13 protein-coding genes are annotated in these 21,152 nt (G+C 69.6%); 6 read left to right on the top strand and 7 right to left on the bottom strand.

Features of this window, described 5'->3' with window-relative positions; genetic code table 11:
* Nucleotides 1-7 precede the first annotated feature (7 nt).
* The 5 genes from WMF20_RS32515 to WMF20_RS32495 all read left to right on the top strand — a co-directional run bounded on the left by WMF20_RS32515 (nucleotide 8) and on the right by WMF20_RS32495 (nucleotide 9,145).
* Complete coding sequence (locus WMF20_RS32515) at nucleotides 8-982, top strand: D-2-hydroxyacid dehydrogenase (RefSeq protein ID WP_437605745.1); 975 nt, start codon at nucleotides 8-10, stop codon at nucleotides 980-982.
* A 121-nt stretch (nucleotides 983-1,103) separates the two neighbouring features.
* A complete protein-coding gene (locus tag WMF20_RS32510) occupies nucleotides 1,104-3,206 on the top strand; it encodes a sensor histidine kinase (protein WP_437605744.1) in 2,103 nt (700 codons plus the stop codon).
* On the top strand, nucleotides 3,203-4,174 hold the full coding sequence (locus WMF20_RS32505; protein WP_437605743.1) for a Shedu anti-phage system protein SduA domain-containing protein: 972 nt from the start codon (nucleotides 3,203-3,205) through the stop codon (nucleotides 4,172-4,174). Before WMF20_RS32510 ends, WMF20_RS32505 begins: the two co-directional genes overlap by 4 nt.
* A 742-nt stretch (nucleotides 4,175-4,916) precedes the next feature.
* On the top strand, nucleotides 4,917-6,941 hold the full coding sequence (locus WMF20_RS32500; protein ID WP_437605742.1) for an FG-GAP-like repeat-containing protein: 2,025 nt from the start codon (nucleotides 4,917-4,919) through the stop codon (nucleotides 6,939-6,941).
* A 227-nt stretch (nucleotides 6,942-7,168) separates the two neighbouring features.
* Nucleotides 7,169-9,145, top strand: a complete 1,977-nt coding sequence (locus WMF20_RS32495; RefSeq protein WP_437605741.1) for an FG-GAP-like repeat-containing protein — start codon at nucleotides 7,169-7,171, stop codon at nucleotides 9,143-9,145.
* Nucleotides 9,146-9,429: 284 nt separating this feature from the next.
* Here the strand turns inward: WMF20_RS32495 and WMF20_RS32490 are convergent, their stop codons facing one another.
* From WMF20_RS32490 to WMF20_RS32465, 6 genes are all read right to left on the bottom strand, one after another.
* Entirely contained in the window at nucleotides 9,430-9,975 is a 546-nt protein-coding gene (locus WMF20_RS32490; RefSeq protein ID WP_437605740.1) for a hypothetical protein, read from the bottom strand.
* 50 nt (nucleotides 9,976-10,025) lie between these two features.
* Nucleotides 10,026-12,209 carry an FG-GAP-like repeat-containing protein gene (locus tag WMF20_RS32485; protein WP_437605739.1) on the bottom strand — a complete coding sequence of 728 codons (2,184 nt, stop codon included), beginning with the start codon at nucleotides 12,207-12,209 and terminating at the stop codon, nucleotides 10,026-10,028.
* A gap of 267 nt (nucleotides 12,210-12,476) precedes the next feature.
* On the bottom strand, nucleotides 12,477-14,480 hold the full coding sequence (locus WMF20_RS32480; protein ID WP_437605738.1) for an EGF domain-containing protein: 2,004 nt from the start codon (nucleotides 14,478-14,480) through the stop codon (nucleotides 12,477-12,479).
* A gap of 752 nt (nucleotides 14,481-15,232) precedes the next feature.
* On the bottom strand, nucleotides 15,233-15,718 hold the full coding sequence (locus WMF20_RS32475) for a hypothetical protein (RefSeq protein ID WP_437605737.1): 486 nt from the start codon (nucleotides 15,716-15,718) through the stop codon (nucleotides 15,233-15,235).
* A 153-nt stretch (nucleotides 15,719-15,871) separates the two neighbouring features.
* Entirely contained in the window at nucleotides 15,872-16,378 is a 507-nt protein-coding gene (locus WMF20_RS32470) for a hypothetical protein (RefSeq protein WP_129577994.1), read from the bottom strand.
* 101 nt (nucleotides 16,379-16,479) lie between these two features.
* Entirely contained in the window at nucleotides 16,480-16,623 is a 144-nt protein-coding gene (locus tag WMF20_RS32465) for a hypothetical protein (protein ID WP_437605736.1), read from the bottom strand.
* Nucleotides 16,624-17,086: 463 nt separating this feature from the next.
* Between WMF20_RS32465 and WMF20_RS32460 the strand changes: the two genes are divergently transcribed.
* A complete protein-coding gene (locus WMF20_RS32460; RefSeq protein WP_437605735.1) occupies nucleotides 17,087-18,748 on the top strand; it encodes a hypothetical protein in 1,662 nt (553 codons plus the stop codon).
* A gap of 321 nt (nucleotides 18,749-19,069) precedes the next feature.
* Here the strand turns inward: WMF20_RS32460 and WMF20_RS32455 are convergent, their stop codons facing one another.
* Complete coding sequence (locus tag WMF20_RS32455; RefSeq protein ID WP_437605734.1) at nucleotides 19,070-20,854, bottom strand: FG-GAP-like repeat-containing protein; 1,785 nt, start codon at nucleotides 20,852-20,854, stop codon at nucleotides 19,070-19,072.
* Nucleotides 20,855-21,152: the final 298 nt, after the last annotated feature.

Below are 21,152 nucleotides of genomic sequence, written 5' to 3'. Positions count from 1 at the left end.
GGCGGCCATGGATCGGAGGGTCATCGCTTGCACCATGGTCTTCCCCGAGGAGGCGGCGCGGCGGCTCGTCGAGGGCGTCGCGCCGCACGAGCTCGTGCTGGCCGGCGCGCGCTCGGCGGAGAACCTCGCCGTGGTCGGGCGCGATCCGGTGGTGCAGGGCGCCGACGTGGTCTTTGGCCAGCCGCACCCGGACGACGTGTGCGCGGCCCCGCGCCTCCGGTGGGTGCACCTCAGCACGGCCGGCTATGCGCGTTACGACGTGGCGGCGGTGCGCGCCGCGCTCGCGGCCCGCGGCGCGGTCCTCACGACGAGCAGCGGCGTCTACGCCGACCCGTGCGCGGAGCACGCGCTCGCCTCCATGCTGGCCGCCTCGCGGCGGCTGCCCGAGTGCCTCGAGAACCAGCGCGGCCCGCGCGGCTGGCCCGACGCGGCCGTGCGGTCGAGGAGCGCGCTGCTCCGGGGCCGGCGGGTGCTGCTCCTCGGCTTCGGCGCGATCGGCCGCCGCCTCGCCGCGTTGCTCGCCCCGTTCGAGGTGGAGCTCCGCGTCCTGCGCGCCCATCCCCACGGCGACGAGCCTGGCCGCGCCGTCGCGAGGGAGGAGCTCGGCGACGCCTTCGCGTGGGCGGACCACGTGGTCTCGAGCCTGCCGGAGGCGGAGGGCACGCGGCGGCTGGTCTCGGCCGCGCTGCTCGCGCGGATGCGCCCGGACGCGTGGTTCTTCAACGTCGGCCGGGGCGCCACGGTCGACCAGGCGGCGCTGCTCGAGGCGCTCGAGGCGCGCCGCCTCGCGGGCGCGTACCTCGACGTGACGGATCCCGAGCCGCTGCCGCCGGATCACCCGCTCTGGCGCGCCCCGGGCTGCTTCATCACGCCGCACACCGCCGGCGGGCGGCGCGAGGAGCCGGTGGCGCAGGTCGAGCATTTCCTGGCGAACCTGCGGCGGTTCGAGCGGGGGGAGCCGCTTCTGGACCGGGTGATCTGAGGCGGCGGGGGGCGCGCTCGCGGAGGGGCGAGGAGCACTCCTGCGCTTCGCTTGGCCGGGCTCGGCACGCAGGGGACGTTGCGCGCCCGAGCGCGTGCGTGCCATGGAGGATGCGCAGCCCATGAACGACGACGAGCACACGCCGATGGTGGCGGGCGAGAACGCGGTCGCCCGTCTGTTCGAGGCGGCGGATTACGAGGTGTCGCAGGCGGTCGGCCTCGAGCCGGGGAGCGTGGATTGGTTCGCGACGCCTCGGCAGGGGCTGGTGCGGCCGAGGACGTACTTCCGCGTGTGGACGCGCTGCCCCGACGGCTTCGATGCCGCACTGGCGGCGCTTGACCAGAAGCGTCGAGTGACGGCGGCAGATCGTGCGCTCGGGGTCGTGATGGAGGGGAGCCCGCCGCCGGGGTACGCAGCGGACCTGAGGACAGATGTCTGCGCCGCGATCTCATACCGTAGACTGGTCCTGGAGGTATCAGGGATCGCGGACGGCATACGCGAGCGCATGAAGGCATCTGAGGCGAAGGGCGAGCCAGGGAAGTACTTGCCGCGGCGCATCGATGACCGTGAGATGGAGTATCCCGACGCCGTGGCCTGGATCAAGGAGTGGGCGAGCGGCGGGCCGACATCCGCCGCCATCATCATCTCAGACGACCTGGCCGACTGCTTTGCGGTCGTCGGACAGGCCATTCATGAAATCGGTGCCCGGTTCTTGCGCGAGCCGGACGACACGGTGCTGCTCGCCTGGGCCTCGCCGATCGGAGCAGCGCGGCTGGCTTACGAGCACGGATTCGCCATTCGCGTGCACAGGAATATCGAGAAATTGCGAGGTGAGCGCCGACCGTCGTTGGTCTGTCTAGAACGCTCGGAGATTGTGGATTACGAGAAGCGCGCCCGGGGCTATCTGCCGGGGAAATGTGTGAAGTTATGCGCGCGATCGAGCGATGTCGAGCGCTGGTTCTGCGATCGGCTGGCTTCGCCGGCATTGGTCGCTCGTTTTCTCTCTGCTCGCGAGCATGAGCCGGAGTTCAAAGGTCTGACCGATGCGCCTGCGAACGTGCCGCGAATGCTGGACGCCATGCTCGCTTGCCGGGATGTCCCTTCGAGCGGCCCTGCGCAGTGGATCGCGTATGTGGTCAACGACTACATCGTCAAGATCTTGCGTGATGCCTTCTCGGATGAAACGGCTTCCCTGGCACAGCTCATGCCGCTGGAAGACGCGGCGCTGACCCAGTTCTCCCTCGGGTGGATCTCCGGTGAACCCGGGCGCCAGCTCTCCTCGGAGCGAACATGGGGCGCTCTGCAAGATCAAGTCCTCACGTGGTACAAGAGGGACAGCGAGGGCCGCGTACGGATGAATGTGCTGATCCGCGACTACCTCATCGCACGCAGGATCGCGCGCGAGGTCGTCGCCGGCAGCTTCGGCTCTCTGAGCCGTCACCAGTTTCCCAGGGAGTACGTGTTTCTGTTCCTGTCGATCCTCTCCCCGGAGGCGTCGGCCCGGTTCGCGGAGGGGCGAGGCGCCGAGGTGCGCGCCCAGATCGAAGCCGAAGTGGAGCGCCGGCTCCAGCTGACGCTCGCTCATCAGCTCAAGCGCTCCGTGGGCGCGATCTTGATGAACATGCAAAACGTCCGGGAGCACCTCGGCGCTGCAGACGCGGCGCGGTTCGAGTACGAGTTCTCTCGCATCGACGAAGAGCTCGCGTTTCAATCGGCGCTCGCCGAACAGACCGGGCGATGGCAGCAAGTTCCGAACGACCCCCCGGAGGCCCTCGCGCTCCACGAGCTCGTGCTCGCCGCCGCGGCGCCGCTCCGGCAGAAGCACCCTGGCGTCGTCTGCGAGATCGACGTCTCCGTCTCGCTGCTCGTGCGGGCCAACCGCGTGGGGCTGCGCGAGATCCTCCACTGTCTGATGGAGAACGCGTTTCACGCGGTCGCTTCCACCCCCACGCCCCGCGTATGGATCCGCGCGATCGTCGAAGGCGATACCGTCCGGCTCGACATCGTCGACAACGGCCCCGGGATTCGCGCGGAGGATCGGGAGCGCATCTTCGAGCCCTACGTGACGACCAAGAAGGGTGGCGACCAGCCGCTCGGTACGGGGCTAGGGCTCGCCATCGCGAGGCGCTATGCGGCGCGGCTCGGCGCCCAGGTGGGGCTCGACCCCGATCGCGAGGGGACCTGCTTCTTCGCGCGGTTTGTCACGTGGAGGGATGCATCATGAACGAAAAGAACGCCCCGAAGGTGCTCCTGGTCGAGGACAACAAGGCCACGGCCGGCGATTTCCTGCGCGTGCTCCAGCCCAACGGATTCGCGGTCGAGCACGCCCTCGATGCCGCAGAGGCCCTGCACAAGGCCGCCACCTTCGGCCCCGACGTGGTCCTGCTCGACCTGCAGATCCCCTCTGCCCCGGGCCTCTCCGACGAGGACGTCGAGCACGGCTTCCGCGTGCTCGACGCGCTCCTCGCCGCTGACCCGTTTCGCCCCGTGTGCATCGTGACGGCCCACAATCAGCCCGAGCTCATCCGCCGCGCGATGCGGCGGACGCACGGCGCTCCGTTTGTCTTCAAGGACGACGATCTCCGCCGCGCCCTGCCGAAGGCCGTGAACGTCGCCCTCGCCAGCCCGGCCTTCAAGATGAGCCGCACCGTCCGCGAGTTCCGCGCCCTCGTCGACCGGAACGAGCCCGAAGACGTCTATCGCAAGTTCATCCACCAGCACTGGGGTGCGATCCTCGGGCCCGAGTACCAGGACGTGCGCTCGCCGTACCCGATCACGCGCGGCGGGGAGATCGATCTCCTCGCGATCCGCTGGGACGGCTTCCCCGACCTCTGGGAGCTCAAGCGCCCGAGCGACCCCGTGTTCAAGGACTACAACGGATGGCTCCACCACAGCCTGGAGTGCGCCCGCGCCTTGGGCCAGCTCATGTCCTACTACGATGCGGCCGAGAAGGAGCCCCGCGGGCCTCTCGGCTACGATGGGCGCCGGGGCATCACGGTACACCTCCAGCGCCCCCGCGGCTTCGTCGTGATCGGGCGCTACCAGAGCGACGCCGAGCGCGAGCGCCTGCGCCTCGAGAACGGCTTCCTGGCCGGCCTCGCCGTCCTGACGTACGACGATCTCATCGAGCGCGCCGAGCAGTTCCTCACGTTCCTCCAGCAGCACCGGAACGGAGACGATTCCCCCGCGTGAACCTCGGATCCGAGCTCGAATCACGACACGCCGCCGTTCGCCGTCGCCACGATCCGCCAGTGGTGGACGCTGATGGGGCGTCCGCCCGCTTCCGCGGCGTGGTGACGAAAGCGACGCTGAAGGACGGGCTCGCCTGTGCGCTGAAGGGGGCACGGGAGCTCCGGGGGTAGCGCGCTCGCGGGCCGACGCGCACGCGCCGGAACGTCTGCGGAGGAGCGCCCGCGCTCCGCTCCGCGCGCGACAGAAGTGAGCGCGCTGGAGCGACATCGCCAGCGATCCGGACCAGGCGCCGACCGGGCGAGGCGCGGCTCGCCTGGTTGGAGCGCCCTGCGTGAGCTGAAAACCCACCATCGGTGGCGGAGTGTGCGCGGTCGTTCGGCACGATGAGGCGCGCACTCTGCAGCTGAGGCGTTCAGGCAGCAGCAGCCGTAGCCGCGGAGCGCGACTGGCCCGGGGGGCAGCTCGTGCCCGGTGCCGTGGTGTGCGCGGTGCCGGGCCAGCGGGCCCGATGCGGCGGTGTGCCCGGATTTCGGCGCGAGCTCGGCGCGGGCGCCGGTGGCCCGCGCGGCGGCGCGCCGAGAGACAGCGCAGGGGCCTGCCTCGACATCACCCCCGCAAGGGACGTCTTCGCGCTGGCCTCGAACTTGAATTGGCAGATGTGCACGACCTGACATTTCCTCAGCCAGCGCAGGCCCGAGATCGCGCGGCACCCCCCCGCTCCGACGAAAACAGAGGACCAACGATGCGCTATCGCAAGGGCTCTCTTCTCGGCTATCTGGCGATCCCGGCTTTCTCCACCCTGCTGTTCGCGAGCTGCACCAGCGCCGACCCCTCCGCGGCCGACGGCGACGACGACGAGGCCGTGGGCGAAGCCCATGGCGCGCTCACCCCCGACCATTGCAACGACTTCGACGTCCACGGCACGATCCTGATGTGCCACAGGAACGGCTCCACGACGTACCCCTACACGATCCTCAAGATCAACCTGTTGTGCCTCCCCGCGCACTTGCTGCATCTCGGCGACTACATCTCCCTGGGCAACCCCACCTGCCACGGCGACGGCTGCCTCCCCAAGGGCGCGCCCTGCGACGCCACGGTGCCGTGCTGCGACGGCCTCACCTGTCATCACGGCACATGCACCGAGAACAACGAGTGCGCCCTGGGCACCGACAACTGCGACGCGAACGCTACATGCACCGATACGCCGACCTCCTTCACCTGCGCTTGCAATGCGGGGTACGAGGGCGACGGCGTGACCTGCACCGACATCGACGAGTGCGCCGGAAGCCCGTGCCAGAACGGCGGGACCTGCGTCGATGGCATCGACAGCTATACCTGCGCGTGCTCGCCCGGCTTCACCGGCGCCAACTGCGAGACCGACATCGACGAGTGCGCCGAAAGCCCGTGCCAGAACGGCGGGACCTGCGTCGACGGCATCGACAGCTACACCTGCGAGTGCTTGCCCACCTACGAGGGGACCCGCTGCGAGGCGTGCGGAGGCAGCCTCGCGGACTGCAACGGGCTCACGTCCGACGGCTGCGAGGTGAACCTCCAGAGCGACGCCTCCCACTGCAGCGCCTGCGACAGCGCGTGTGCGGCGGGTGAAATCTGCTCGAACGGCGGCTGCCAGGCCGCGCCCCCCGGCCAGGTCCCCGGCACGCCGATCAGCGTGCCCGAGACCCACAGCCCGCTGGCTCCAGCGATCGCCGATGTGAACGGCGACGGTGCGCTCGACATCCTGGTGGCCAACGCCGAATCCGGATCGCCGCAGACCCCCTCCGGGTCGCTCTCCGTGTTCCACGGCAACGGCGACGCGACCGTCCAGCCCGAGCTCTACTACACGGGCGCCCCGCTCTCCAGCAATGCAGTCGTGGCGGTGGACGTGGACGGCGACGGGTGGCTCGACGCCGTCACCGTGGACGGCCAGACCAACCTCCCCACCACCAACGGGAGCATCAGCGTCTACCGAAACCTGGGCCCGAGCGCGCCCGGAACGTTCGGCATGCCGACGACCTTCACCACCGGAACCCCGGGCTCCGTCCACCTCTGCACCGGGGACTTCGATCACGACGGGGTGGCCGACATCGCCACCACCAGCGTGACCCAGAGTCAGGTGAGCGTGATCATGGGCACCGGCGGGGGCGGCTTCGGCGCGCCCGCGCTCATCTCCATCTCGGGCACCGGCGGCGTGCAGTCGAGCATCGCCTGCCGTGATCTGAACGGCGACGGCTTCTCCGATCTCGTGGTGACGAGCCCCGGCACCGCACGCCTCTCGATCCTCATCAGCCAGGGCAACGGCTCGTTCGCCGCGCCGGTCGCCTACGCCAACGCCGCCAGCGGCCAGACGGCGGGCATCGCCTTCGGCGACGCCGACGGCGACGGCAAGCTCGACATCCTCTCGAACGGCGCGGCCGGCCGGTTCCTCTTCTTCTTCAAGGGGAACGGCAACGGCACGGTCGCGAGCGGCGTTTCATCCACCGCCTCGCCCACCGCGATCGCCAACTCGGCGCTGGGGGTCGTGGCCAGCGATTTCAACGGCGACGGTAAGCTCGACGCCTACATCCTGGTCACCACCTCCTCGGGCGGCGTCCGCCCGATGACCGGCAACGGCGGCGGAGGCTTCACGTCGGGCCCCGTCGTCCCGACCGGCGCCTCGCCTGGCCCCAACGCCATCGCCGCCGCGGACCTGGATGGCGACGGGTACGACGATCTCGTCCTGACCAACCGCGGCTCCGGCACCCTCACCGTGATCCCGAACGGACTCTGACCCGCCTTTTCGCCCTTTTCGCGGGATCCGGTGGCTCGTGCGGCGGCGCGCGCGAAAGGCGAAAGACGCGCAGGGGCCTGCCTCGACATCACCTCCGCAAAGGACGTCTTCACACGGGTATCGGTCTTGGTTGGTTGCGTCCGCCGACCTGAGATTTCTTCAGCCAGCGCAGGCTAACATCGCGCGGCACCCCCCCCGCCGCTTCAACAAAAAACAGAGGACAACCCATGAGCTATCGCAAGAGCTCTCTTTTTCGCTGTCTGGCGATCCCGGCATTCTCCACCCTGCTGTTCGCGAGCTGCACCAGCGCCGGCCCCTCCGTGGCCGACGACGATGACAACGACCCGAGCTGCGAACCGACCTGCGGCGGCCAGGGCTGTATGGCCGTGAACGCGCCGTGCGACCCCACGGTGCCGTGCTGCGACGGCCTCACCTGCCAGAGCGGCACATGCACCGATGTGAACGAGTGCGCCCTGGGCACCGACAACTGCGACGCGAACGCGGCGTGCACCAACACGACGGGCTCCTTCACCTGCGCTTGCAACGCCGGGTACGAGGGCGACGGCGTGACGTGCACCAATGTCGACGAGTGCGCCCTGGGCACCGACAACTGCGACGCGAACGCGGCGTGCATCAATACGTCGGGCTCCTTCACCTGCGCTTGCAACGCAGGGTACTCCGGCGACGGCGTGACCTGCACCAACATCGACGAGTGCGCCGAAAGCCCGTGCCAGAACGGCGGGACCTGCACCGATGGCATCAACAGCTATACCTGCGCGTGCCTGCCCGGCTTCTCCGGCGCGAGCTGCGAGACCGACATCGACGAGTGCGCCGAAAGCCCGTGCCAGAACGGCGGGACCTGCGTCGACGGCATCGACAGGTACACCTGCGAGTGCTTGCCCACCTACGAGGGGACCCGCTGCGAGGCGTGCGAAGGCAGCCTCGCGGACTGCAACGGGCTCACGTCCGACGGCTGCGAGGTGAACCTCCAGAGCGACGCCTCCCACTGCAATGCCTGCAACCTCGCGTGCGCGGCGGGAGAAATCTGCTCGAACGGCGGCTGCCAGACCCCGCCCTCCGGCCAGGTCCCCGGCACGCCGATCAGCACCTCCGCTCCCCACAACCCGCTGGCTCCCGCGGTCGCCGATGTGAACGGCGACGGTGCGCTCGACATCCTGGTGGCCAACGGCGAATCCGGATCGTCGATGACCCCCTCCGGGTCGCTCTCCGTGTTCCACGGCAACGGCGACGCGACCTTCCAGCCGGAGCTCTACACCGCGGGCGCCCTGCTCTCCAGCAACGCGGTCGTGGCGGTGGACGTGGACGGCGACGGGTGGCTCGACGCCGTCACCGTCGACGGCCAGACCAACCTGCCCACCAGCAACGGGAGCATCAGCGTCTACCGGAACCTGGGCCCGAGCGCGCCCGGAACCTTCGACACGCCGACGAGCTTCACCACCGGAACGCCGGGCTCCGTCCACCTCTGCGCCGGGGACTTCGATCATGACGGGGTGGCCGACATCGCCACCACCAGCGTGACCCAGAGTCAGGTGAGCGTGATCCTGGGCACCGGCGGGGGCAGCTTCGGCGCGCCCACGCTCATCGCCATCGCGGCCACCGGCGGCGTGCAGTCGAGCATCGCCTGCCGTGATCTGAACGGCGACGGCTTCTCCGATCTCGTGGTGACGAGCCCCAGCGCCGCGCGTCTCTCGATCCTCATCAACCAGGGCAACGGCTCGTTCGCTGCGCCGGTCGCCTACACCAATTCTGCCAACGGCCAGACGGCGGGCATCGCCTTCGGCGACGCCGACGGCGACGGCACGCTCGACATCCTCTCGAACGGCGCGGCCGGCGCGTACCTCTACTTCTTCAAAGGGAACGGCGACGGCACGGTCGCGAGCGGCGTTCGGTCCGCCACCGGGGCCAGCGCGATCGCCAATTCGGCGCTGGGGGTCGTGGCCGGCGATTTCAACGGCGACGGCAAGCTCGACGCGTACATCCTGGTCACCACCTCCTCGGGCGGCGTCCGTCCGATGACCGGCGACGGCGGCGGAGGCTTCACCTCGGGCCCCGTCGTCCCGACCGGCACCTCGCCCGGCCCCAACGCCATCGCCGCCGCGGACCTGGATGGCGATGGGTACGACGATCTCGTCCTGACCAACAGGGGATCCGGCACCCTCACCGTGATCCCCAACGGGCTCTGACCCGCCGTTTCGCCCTCACGCTGCGTACCGTCCGGGGAGTCTACTGACGAGACCGGCCGGACTGGCACGCAGCGCTCCCCGAAGCTCGACGGAGCGACTCACGGTCTCCCCCCTCCCGCAGGCACGTCGTAGGATGTCTGCGAGGTGGGGGGAGAAAGGGAGGGGATCACTTCCTGGAGACCCGCCGCGCGGAGGCCGTCATAGGCTTGCCTTCGCGCGCCGGCCGGTGTCCGCAGCTGGTGCGTGACGTCTCCGAAGTGGTTGGATCTCGTGCCCCCGTGCCGTCACTGGGTGAGCACGATGCTGTCGACCAGGCCTGTGGTGTTGCTGACGGGAGTGCCGAGCAGGCATCCCACGACGCTGCCGAGATAGCTGACCCCGGATGTGACCTTGGTGGCAGCGTCTCCGGCGTAGCGCCCGGCGGTGACGGTCCCGGTAAAGATGGCGGTTTGGCCGACGACGGTCGGGGCTGACCAGGTGATGGTGCTGGTGCCGCCGGTGGCATCGCTCCAGGTGACCGTCTCGGTCTCCGGCGGTCCCGCGGTGACGGGCACGCAGCCGAGGGATACCTCGATGGAGGCGGCGCCGGTGGCGCTGGGGCCGATCGCGCAGGTGTCGTAGTCGAAGGCTTCGGTCACCGTGACGTTCTGCGGGGTGACGGTGACGGCCGGGCTGAAGGACCGGTCGAAGGATCCCGCGCATTGAACGTCGACGACCGCTGCGCGCGCGGGCGCAGCGAGGGTGAAGCACACCGGGGCTGCGGCGGCCATGATGGCGGCGACGGTGAGCTGGGCGATTCGCAGCGTGTTGAGCTTCGCGTTGCGGAGCATCGGTCATCCCTCCTGTGAGAATCTAGGCAGCGTAAGGGCGAAGAGGCGGGTCAGAGTCCGTTGGGGATCACGGTGAGCGTGCCGGATCCCCGGTTGGTCAGGACGAGATCGTCGTACCCATCGCCGTCCAGGTCCGCGGCGGCGATGGCGTTGGGGCCGGGCGAGGTGCCGGTCGGAACGACGGGGCCCGCGACGAAGGTCCCGTTGCCGTTGCCGGTCATCGGGCGGACGCCGCCCGAGGAGGTGGTGACCAGGATGTAGGCGTCGAGCTTGCCATCGCCGTTGAAATCGCTGGCCACGACCCCCAGCGCCGAGTTGGCGATCGCGGTGGGCGAGGCGGTGGATGAGACGCCGCTCGCGACCGTGCCGTTGCCGTTCCCCTTGAAGAAGAAGAGGAACCGGCCGGCCGCGCCGTTCGAGAGGATGTCGAGCTTGCCGTCGCCGTCGGCGTCGCCAAAGGCGATGCCCGCCGTCTGGCCGCTGGCAGAGTTGGTGTAGGCGACCGGCGCGGCGAACGAGCCGTTGCCCTGGTTGATGAGGATCGAGAGACGCGCGGCGCTGGGGCTCGTCACCACGAGATCGGAGAACCCGTCGCCGTTCAGATCGCGGCAGGCGATGCTCGACTGCACGCCCCCGGTGCCCGAGATGGAGATGAGCGTGGGCGCGCCGAAGCTGCCCCCGCCGGTGCCCAGGATCACGCTCACACGACTCAGGGTCACGCTGGTGGTGGCGATGTCGGCCACCCCGTCGTTATCGAAGTCCCCGGTGCAGAGGTGGACGGAGCCCGGGGTGCCGGTGGTGAAGCTCGTCGGCGTGTCGAAGGTCCCGGGCGCGCTCGGGCCCAGGTTTCGGTAGACGCTGATGCTCCCGTTGATGAGGGGCAGGTTGGTCTGGCCGTCGACGGTGACGGCGTCGAGCCACCCGTCGCCGTCCACGTCCACCGCCACGACCGCGTTGCTGGAGAGCGGGGCGCCCGTGGTGTAGAGCTCCGGCTGGACGGTCGCGTCGCCGTTGCCGTGGAAGACGGAGAGCGACCCGGAGGGGAACAGCAACGACCCCGATTCGGCGTTGGCCACCAGGACGTCGAGCTTACCGTCGCCATTCACATCGGCGACCGCCGGAGCCAGCGGGTTGTGGGGAACGGAGGTACTGATCGGCGTGCCGGGCACCTGGCCGGAGGGCGGGGTCTGGCAGCCACCGTTCGAGCAGATTTGACCCGACGCGCACGCGCTGTTGCAGGCGTTGCAGTGGGAGGCGTCGCTCTGGAGGTTCACCTCGCAGCCGTCGGACGTGAGCCCGTTGCAGTCCGCGAGGCTGCCTTCGCACGCCTCGCAGTGGGTCCCCTCGTAGGTCGGCGCGCACGCGCAGGTGTAGCTGTTGAGACCGTCGGTGCAGGTCCCGCCGTTCTGGCACGGGTTGGGCGCGCACTCGTCGATTTCCGTGCACGTGGCGCCGTCGCCGGAGTAACCCGCGTTGCAGGCGCAGGTGAAGGAGCCCGCCGTGTTGGTGCACGTCGCGTTCGCGTCGCAGTTGGCCGTGCCGGCGGCGCACTCGTCGACGTCCGTGCAGGTGACGCCGTCGCCGGAGTAGCCCGCGTTGCAGGCGCAGGTGAAGGAGCCGGCCGTGTTGGTGCACGCGGCGTTCGCGTCGCAGTTGTCGGTGCCGGCGGCGCACTCGTCGACGTCCGTGCAGGTGACGCCGTCGCCGGAGTAGCCCGCGTTGCAGGCGCAGGTGAAGGAGCCGGCCGTGTTGGTGCACGCCGCGTTCGCGTCGCAGTTGTCGGTGCCCAGGGCGCACTCGTTGATATCGGTGCACGTGCCGCTCTGACAGGCGAGGCCGTCGCAGCACGGCACCGTGGGGTCGCACGGCGCGTTCACGGCGAGACAGCCCTGGCCGCCGCAGGTCGGGTCGTAGAGCGACGAGCTCGGATCGAGGCTGGTGACGTAGTCCTGGGCGTGGGAGCTGTGCGCGTTGATGCACGCCTGATCGCTGACGCGAATGATCGTGTACGGCTTCGTCGCGGAGCCGGTCTTGTGACAGATCTGGACCGTTCCGTTGACGTCGAAGTAGTTGCACTGCTCGGGAGTGAGCGCATGATGGCCTTCGTCCACGGCCTCGTCCTCGTGATCATCGTCGACCGCGGATGGGCCGGCGCTGGTGCAGCTCGCGAGCAGCAGGGTGGAGAAAGCCGGGATCGCCAGATAGCCGAGAAGAGAGCCTTTGAGGTGACGCATGGTTTGTCCTCTGTTGATGTTGAAGCGGGGGTGCCGCGCTATGCGCGAGCCTGCGCTGGCTGGAGAAACCTCAGGTTATGTACTTCAAGAGTTCAAGATCGACGCCGGCGCGAATATGCCGTTTGCGGAGGTGATGTCGAGACGGAACACCAGGCGTGTCCCGCGAGCGCGTACAAGGAGCGGGATCTGCTGGAGGAGGTCATTGTGGGGCGGCTCGAGGGGTCTCCGCGCTTCCGGGACCACTACGTACCCGTACGACCGGTCTCGTCAGTAGGTCTCGACCGCGGCGTAGATGTCGCTCCCACTGCGGAACACGACGAGCGCGCCCTGACTGTTGGGCAGCCCCGCGACGCCCGGCGCCGCGCCGCTCGCCGCGATCAGCCGGGCATCCGCGGCCGAGATGACGCCCGACTGGTACACCATGCGGTCGAGCTGGATGCTCCCGTCGGTGAGCTGGGAGACGACGTACGCATTGCCGACCGGGTCGGCGTCGATCGCGCGGAGGGGCCCAGGAGGGTTGGCGGGGAGCCCGTTCACCTGGGTCGACGTCCCGGGCGCGGAGAGCGGGATGATGTCGATGTCGGTGCCGCCGAAGGTGCCGGTCGTGTAGAGGAGCCCGTTCGAGCCGGCCCAGTCCGAGAAGAACGCTTGCCCGGGGGGGTTCGCCTCGGTGCCGAAGGTGACACCGCCGTCCGTGCTCTGGCGGACGCGGAAGGCAGGGTCGTCCGACGACGAGATCACGTTGCCGCTGATCTTGTCGACGATGATCTCGTGGAAGGCGTTCGACTGCGCGATGGTCGTGGAAGCCCACGCGCCGGCGTCGCCGCCCTGGTCGTTGCGCACGATCTGGAGCTGCCCGCCGGCCGGGACGACCGAGATGTAGACGTCCTGGCCGAGCGAGTCGATGCTCACCTCGGCGTCGAGGATGGGCTCCACGAGCTCCTGGACGGTCTCCCAGCTCGCGCCGCCGTCCGTCGAGCGCGTGAAGCTGAGCTTGCCAGGGGCGCGGGTCGCCGCGACGAACGCGGTGTTGCCGGCGCCGCCTTCGATCGCCGCCTCGGCCACGTCGGTGAGGCCGGTCGAGATCGGGGTGCTCCAGGTCTGGCCGAAGTCCTGGCTCGCGGCCGTGAAGGCCTCGCCCCCGCAGATCATCACGACGTAGAACTTGCCGAGCGCATCGCTGGAGACCTTGCGCCCCGTGTTGGGGTTTCCGCCGGCCGGGCACGAGAGGGTGCCGTTGATCTTCTGGGCGGGCACGCTGGTGATGGTGGGCAACTGGCACGCGTGGCAGCCGTCGGCAGGGTCGCTGTCATCCCCGTCGTCGCACTCCTCCGTGAGGTAATCGGTCAGACCGTCCCCACAGACCTCCAGGCCCTTGCAGTCTGCGCGGCAGCCGTCGCCGGCGGTCTGGTTTCCGTCGTCGCAGGCCTCCGCTGGCGCCTCGACGAAGCCGTTGCCGCAGCCGGGCAGGACGCACGTCACGCCGTCGCCGGCGTATCCCTCGTTGCAAGCGCAGGTGAAGGAGCCCGTGGTGTTGATGCACGTCGCGTTCGCGTCGCAGTTGTCCGTGCCCAGGGCGCACTCGTCGACGTCGACCTCGGCGCACGTCACGCCGTCGCCTGCGTACCCTTCATTGCAGGCGCAGGTGAAGGAGCCCGGCGTGTTGGCGCACGTGGCGTTCGCGTCGCAGTTGTCCGTACCGGCGGCGCACTCGTCGATGTCCGTACACGTGACGCCGTCGCCGGAGTAGCCCGCGCTGCAGGCGCAGGTGAAGGAGCCCGTGGTGTTGGTGCACGTGGCGTTCGCGTCGCAGTTGTCGGTGCCCAGGGCGCACTCGTTCACATCGGTGCACGTGCCGCTCTGGCAGGTGAGGCCGTCGCAACACGGCACCGTGGGGTCGCACGGCGCGCTCACAGCCAGACAGCCCTGGCCGCCGCAGGTCGGGTCGTAGAGCGGCGAGCTCGGGTCGAGGCTGGTGACGTAGTCCTGGGCGTGGGCGCTGTGCGCGTTGATGCACGCCTGCTCGTTGACGCGAATGATCGTGTACGGCTTCGTCGCGGAGCCGGTCTTGTGGCAGAGCTGGACCGTACCGTTGACGTCGAAGTAGTTGCACTGCTCGGGGGTGAGCGCGTCATGGGCTTCGCCCACGGCCTCGTCGTCGTGATCGCCGTCGGACGCGGAGGGGCCGGCGCTGGTGCAGCTCGCGACCAGCAGGGTGGAGAACGCCGGGATCGCTAGGTAGCCGAGAAGATATCTCTTGTGATGGCGCATGGTTGTCCTCTGTGTCTGTTCGGGCGGATGGGTGCCGCGCGATGCCGAGCCTGCGCTGGCTGGAGAAGTCTCAGGTCACGCACTTGACAATTCAAGATCGATGCCAGTGTGAATACGCCGTTTGCAGAGGCGATGTCGATGCAGGCTCCTGCACGTCTTTCGGCGCGCCGACGCACGAGCCACCGGCTCTCGTGCTGCGCTCGCGCTGAAATCAGGGCACACCGCCTCATCGGGCCCGTTTGCCCGGTATCGCGCACATCACGGTACCGGGCACGAGCAGCCCCTGGGTCCAGCCGCGCTCCGCCGCTGCTGATGCCTGAATGCCTCAGCTGCGGAGTGCGCCCCTCACCGCCCTAAACGACCGCGGACACTCTGCCCAAATCGATGACGGAGTGTCGCCGCATCATGATGCTCCAGTCAGGCGAGCCGCGTAAATCGAAAAATGGTCCTGGCACACATTCTTGTCGTTAGTGGACAGGCGCTGCCGTTCGTGGACAGGCGCTGCCGTTCGTGGACAGGGGCTGCCGTGTGTATACAGGCGATACCGTTGGTCTACGGGCGGTACCGTTCGTGTACGGGCGAACTTGCTCTTGGCATGTCCTCGAACGGGATCCGCACGATCCCGCTGCGATCGAGCGATCAAGGTCGGGTCGCGATCGCCCACGGTCATGCGGTGGCCCGCCGCGGCCCTGCCGCGATCACCGCGCCTGCGCGCTCCTCCGCCCTCGACACGCCCGCACGCGCGGAGGCCGTCAGGGGCTCGCCGTCGCGCGCCGGCCGGTGAAGGTGTCGGAGGCGATGGGATCGCCGGTGTCGCTCGAAGGATCGAGCGGATCTTCCCCGTCCTCGAAGGTGCGCACGACGAGAGAGCCGGCGATCTCGTCGCAGCCCTGACCGACCGTGTCGAGGACGATATCGATCCGGGCCGTCGTCATCAGGGTGTTGTCCTCGCTGTAGACGAAGGCGAACAGGGCGCCCCGAGCGCCGTCGTGACCGACCTTCTCCCAGCTGCCCTGCTGGTTGGAGAAATTGTAGAGGGGCTGCGTCGAGGTGGTCCCGAAGAAGGTCCCGTCAGCCGCGAACGTCCAGAAATCCCTGGCCCCGCCCGCTTCCGAGATCAGGTAGGTCCCTGCGCAGCTGCGGGGGAAGCCGCCGGCCAGTGTGGGCGCCGGCAGGAGCGCGAGCCCGAGGGCCGCGAGCGGGAGCAGCGAGAGAGCGAACAGAAGCCTTTTGCGCATACCGGTTTCGATCCTTCTCCATGGACCGGCGCCACGTGCTCTCGGCGCGTCCTCGCGCCAGTACGCCGCGACAGGTCCGTTCAAACGAGCACGGAAAACCGATTTCTTGTCCCACGGCGGTGACGCCACCGGAAGCCTTTTCGGTGCGGGGAGCTACGGCGCCGGCGACCGATGGTAGAGATATCCATTCAGGTATGCACAGTCGAACTCCGTGACCGGGGTGACGCCTGGATCGAGCGGGTCGACGCCCGTGGCGAAGATCTTGCCCTGACAGCTCGCCGTGAACGTCTCCTTGTCCGGCGCGAACACCAGGACGTAGTCGACGACGGCGATCCCGGAGAACGCGGGCGCTGCGCCGGTCAGATCGAAGTTGAGGTTGAGCATGCGCACGGAGACCGTATGGCTCCCCGCGCGCCTCCAGGAGCCCAGGCTGTCGCTGAACGTGAACCCGCCGGCGCCGAACGTGACCTGATCCGAGAGGGTCATCCCGGCCGTGCCGTCCCGGTGAAGGTGCATGATCTCCGCGCGCTCCGGGAGGCTCGCCACGTAGGCCCCGGCGAAGTCGTTGCCCTCCGCGAAGGCGCCCCCGGCGCCGGCGAAGAGCCCTCCGAGCGCTGCGGCGAGCGCCGTGGCTGCAAGGTGAATTCGAGAGATGCGCATCGTTGAACGCTCCTTTGTATTGAAACCTTCATCCAGTCACGCCGTGCACCGGCTGGACGGACAGTGAAGAAGCACGGAGTTCGGGATCTCGGGAGCTGCGCCTAGCCGAGCAGCGAGGGCGACAGCGCGGGCTGCGTCTCGCGGAGCGCGGCGTCGAAGAGCGCGACCGGATCGACGCCCCAGCGGGCCAGATCCGCGCCGATGCCCCCGAGCGTCGCGACGGCCGCCTCACGCACCTCGCCCATGGCCTCGCGCGCCTCGCGCGGGAGCGCGCCCCCGGTCCGTCGACTCCGGAGCGGCCGGCGCGGTACATGCGGCGAGGCCCAGCGCCGCGAGGGCGAGCGCGGACGCGCCTCTGAGGAAGCTCGATGTGCTCATGATGGAGAGGTCATCCCTGGCGGCCCCCCGGCAGGGACGCCGCCCCCGGTGCGATCCGTCGCAGGCCCCGCGTTGCCCCCCCGACGGGGCGGAGGCGCGTGTGCCCTGACCGCGCACGGTAAACCTCAGCGCAGCGGCCCCACACGCGTTTTTACCGTGAATTCGCTGTGAATCACATCGCCCGGTCCGCGGCTCGCGCCGATCCTCGCGCATTCCGCGGCGGAACGGCCCGACGTTGGGCAAGGCCACACGCTCTCCTCCGGGAGGGGAGAGCGGTGCGATTCACGCTGTTGCATCCGGAGGGGCACCTGGGTGAGCATGCTGACGTAAATGGAAAGTTCTCCGCAGACCGAACTGCGCGCGGCCATCGTGGCCGAGCTGGATCGGGTGGTGACGAGCCCGGTGTTCGGCGGGTCCGCGCGGCAGATCCGGCTGCTCCACTTCCTGGTCGGCGAGGTGCTCGCGGGGCGCGGCGCCGAGCTGCGCGCGCCTCTCCTCGCCACGCGCATCTTCGATCGGCCCGAGGGCTTCGACTCCACCGAGGACTCGATCGTGCGCGTCGAGATGAGCAAGCTCCGGCGCGCCCTCGAGCGCTACTACGCCGCGAACCGCGCCACGGCGGTGCGCATCGAGCTGCCGCGCGGCCGCTACGCCCCCGTCTTCGCCGCGGGGCCGGCCGCGCCCGACCCCGCCCAACCGACCGTCCCCCGGCGGCCTTCGATCGATTCGCCGCCCTCCGACCGGCCGGGCCCACCGTCCCCCCGAGGGCCGCGGTTCCCGGCCAACGCCGACGGGCCCGTCATCGCGATCCTCCCCTTTGCCTCGATCACCGCCGTCTCCGCCTCCTTGAACGCGGATGGGTCGGAGAGCGAGCCGCCGGTGCCGGGCTCGACCGGCACGCGGAGCCGCGCCATCGCCCACGGCCTGACGGACCGGCTCGGCGACCTCTTCGTTCGCGCCCCCCGCGTGCGCGTGCTCTCGCGCGCCGCCACCCTGGAAGAGGCCGAGGCGCGGGGCGCGCGCTACGTGGTCGAGGGGAGCGTGCGCCTCATCCCCGGCGCGCTCCGCGTGGCGGTCAAGCTCCACGACACGACGCGCGGAATCCAGGTGTGGAGCAAGACGTTCGACCGCTCCGACGTCGACAACCGCCTGTTCGCGGTCGAGGACGAGATCGCGCGCGACATCACCACCTTGCTCGTCGCGCTGCCCCTCGGCGCCGTCCATGCCATCGAGGCCGAGGAGCGCTGCGTCCACCCTCCGCGCTCGGCGTACGAAGTGCTCCTGCGCTTCCCCCGGTGGCTCGCCACCTTCGATGGCCGCCTGCAAGCCGAGCTCGCGGACCACTGCGCGCGCTTCCTCGAGCGCGACCCCGATGACGGGGTGCTGCTGGCCTATTCCTCGTTTCTTCATGTGCTCTCGTCGTGGACGGCCGCCGGCAGGGATCACGACCGTTGCCGGTCCGCCGATCATGCGCGCCGGGCCGTGGCGCTGGAGCCCAAGCTGGCCAACCCCCACCAGGTGCTCGCGTTCGTGCTGCTCGACGCCGGCGACGGCCCGGGGGCGCAGGCCGCGGCCAAGGTCGCCCTGAAGCTCGGCGGGCCGCTCATGTTCACGGGCTTCCTCCTCGCGCTCTCCGGCGACTGGGAGCGCGGCACTGCCATCCTCCGCAAGCATCGGAGCTTGACGAAGCGTTATCCCGGCACCGTCCACCACGCCCTCGCGCTCGACGCCTGTCGCCGCGGCGACTACGCGGCTGCCCTCATCGAGGCCGAGGCCATCACCACCCCCAACCTCGCCTGGAGCGCGCTCGACCGCGCCGTTGTCCTGGCCCGCCTCGGCCGCGTCGCCGACGCCCGCGCCGCCGGCCGCGACCTCGCCGCCATCCTGCCCGAGGTCGCGCGGGATCCCCGGGCCGTCGTCCGCCGCGTGACCGCGGACCAGGCCCTGGTCGACGACCTCGTGGAGGCGCTCGCGCTCGCAGGGCTCGGCTGAAGCGGGGAGACGGTCGAGGCGAGCCGGCGGCGGCGGCTCGTCCATGCGGAGCTTGCAGGCGGCGGTCAACACGACCGCGGTCACGAGCCCCCGCGACCGCAGCTCCAGGGCTTCACTTCCGCCGGGCGCAGGCAACGGGGGTGCCGGCGGCCGAGGAGGCCAAGGCTGCCTGAGCCACTCCGGAGGCGCGTACAGTCATTGGCAGGTACGGATGTCGTGCCGAGTAGAACGGCGACCGTGCCTCGACGCACGGTCGCCTCACGGAGCGCCGCGCAGGCTCGTACAGCGCTGCGCGGCGTCCACTTTGCAAGGCCATCCCAACTAGAACGACTGGTTGATCAGCACGCTCACGTTGTTGTCGAGGAAGTTGGTCGTGGCGATGTCGAGCTTGCCGTCGCCGTTGAGGTCCACCTCCGCCAGGCCATAAGGCCTGTTGTTGCCGGTGGAGACGAAGGTGACGGGCTGGAAGGCGCCGGCCCCGTCGCCCAGCAGCACGCCCACCGCGCGGTTGTTGAAGCTGGTCGTGGCGATATCGGGCCTGAGATCGCCGTTGAGATCCGCGATCGCTACGTCGAGGAGAAAACCGCCGCCGACGGGATGAACGACGGGGGCCTGGAAGGTGCCGTCGCCGTTGCCCAGCAGCAAGGTCACGTCGGCAGAGTTCTGGTGGGCCGCGGCGATGTCGGGCTTGCCGTCGCCGTTGAGGTCCCCCACCGCCACGGCTCCGGTGCCGGTGCCGCCGGAGGCGTAGAGGAGGACGGACTGGAAAGTGCCGTCGCCGTTGCCGAGCCACACGCTCAGGTTGCTGCTGTTGAAGTTGGCCGAGACGAGATCGAGCTTGCCGTCACCGTTGACGTCCGCCACCGCCACGTCGTTGGGGGTGCGGGCGTTGACGGGGTCGGCGTAGTCGACGGCGGGCTGGAGGGTGCCGTCGCCGTTGCCCAGCAGCACGCTCAGGCTGCTGCCGACGAAGTTGGCCGTGACGACGTCGAGCTTGCCGTCGCCGTTGAAGTCCGCCACCTGCGCGGCGGTCGGTTGGTTGCCCACGGCATAAAGGACGGGGGTCTGGAAGGTGCCGTCGCCGTTGCCCAGCAGCACCCGGAGGCCGCCGGTGCCGGGGACGTTGAAGCCCCCGACGAGGAGATCGAGCTTGCCGTCGCCGTCGAGGTCCCCCAGCGCCACGCCGCCGGGGTTCGTGCCGATGCCGCCGACGGGGGCGGCGGCCGTGAGGGTGCCGTCGCCGTTGCCCAGCAGCACGCTCGCGCTGGCACTGCTGACGTTGATCACGATGAGGTCGGGCTTGCCGTCGCCGTTGACGTCCCCCGTCACCACGCCCTGGGGGCGGTTGAAGCCGGCGTAGTCCTGATGCGCCTGGAAGCTCAGGGTGGGCATGTAACATGCCCCGGCCTGGCAGATCCCCGTGCTGCAGTAGATCCCATCCGGGGCGTTGGGGTTGGAGCAGACGCCGCTGGAGGCGTCGCAGGAGCCGGCCACGTGGCACTCGTCGCTCGCGGTGCAGGTGACCGGGTTGTCGCTGGTGCAGGTGCCGGCCTGGCATGTGTCGATCTGCGTGCAGGCGTCGCCGTCGTCGCAGCCGGTGCCGTCAGGGGCGACGGGGTTCGAGCAGAGCCCGGTCTGCGGGTCGCAGGTGCCGGCCGCGTGGCACTGGTCGGACGCCGCGCAGGTCACGCCCGCGCACGGGTCCTGGCAGGTGCCGTTGATGCACTGCGTGCCGTCGCAGCACGGCACCGTGGCGTCGCAGGGCGCGCCCTCCGGGAGGCAGCCGTCGCCGTGGCAGGTGGGGTCGCCCAGGGCGATGTAGTCGCCGAGATGCAGCAAGTGCGCGGGGAGGCACAACAGGTTGATCTTGAGGATCGTGTAGGGGTACGTCGTGGAGCCGTTCCTGTGGCACATCAGGATCGTGCCGTTGACGTCAAAGTCGTCGCAATGATTGGGGGTGAGCGCGCCATGGGCTTCGCCCACGGCCTCGTCGTCATGATCGCCGCCGGTCGCGGAGGGGTCGGCGCTGGTGCAGCTCGCGACCAGCAGGGTGGAGAAAGCAGGGAAAGCCAGATAGCCGAGAAGAGAGCTCTTGAGATGGCGCATGGTTTGTCCTCTGTTGATGTTCAAGCGAGGGTGCCGCGCGATGCCGAGCCTGCGCTGGCTGGACAAGCCTCAGGTCACGCACTTCAACAATTCAAGACCGATGCCAGTGTGATTACGCCGCTTGCGGAGGTGATGTCGAGGCATGCCACTGCGCGTCTTTCGCGTTTCGCGCCCGCCGCCGCACGAGCCACCGGCTCCCGTGCTGAAATCGCTCCGGAATCAGGGCACGCCGACTCATTGTCCCGTTTGCCCGAGCTCGCGCGCGCCGCGGTACCGGACAAGGGCCGCCCACGGGCCC

Origin of the sequence: Sorangium sp. So ce834 (assembly GCF_051521425.1) — a bacterium.
Lineage (GTDB): Bacteria > Myxococcota_A > Polyangia > Polyangiales > Polyangiaceae > Sorangium > Sorangium cellulosum_D.
This window is presented reverse-complemented; position numbering and strand designations above follow the sequence as displayed.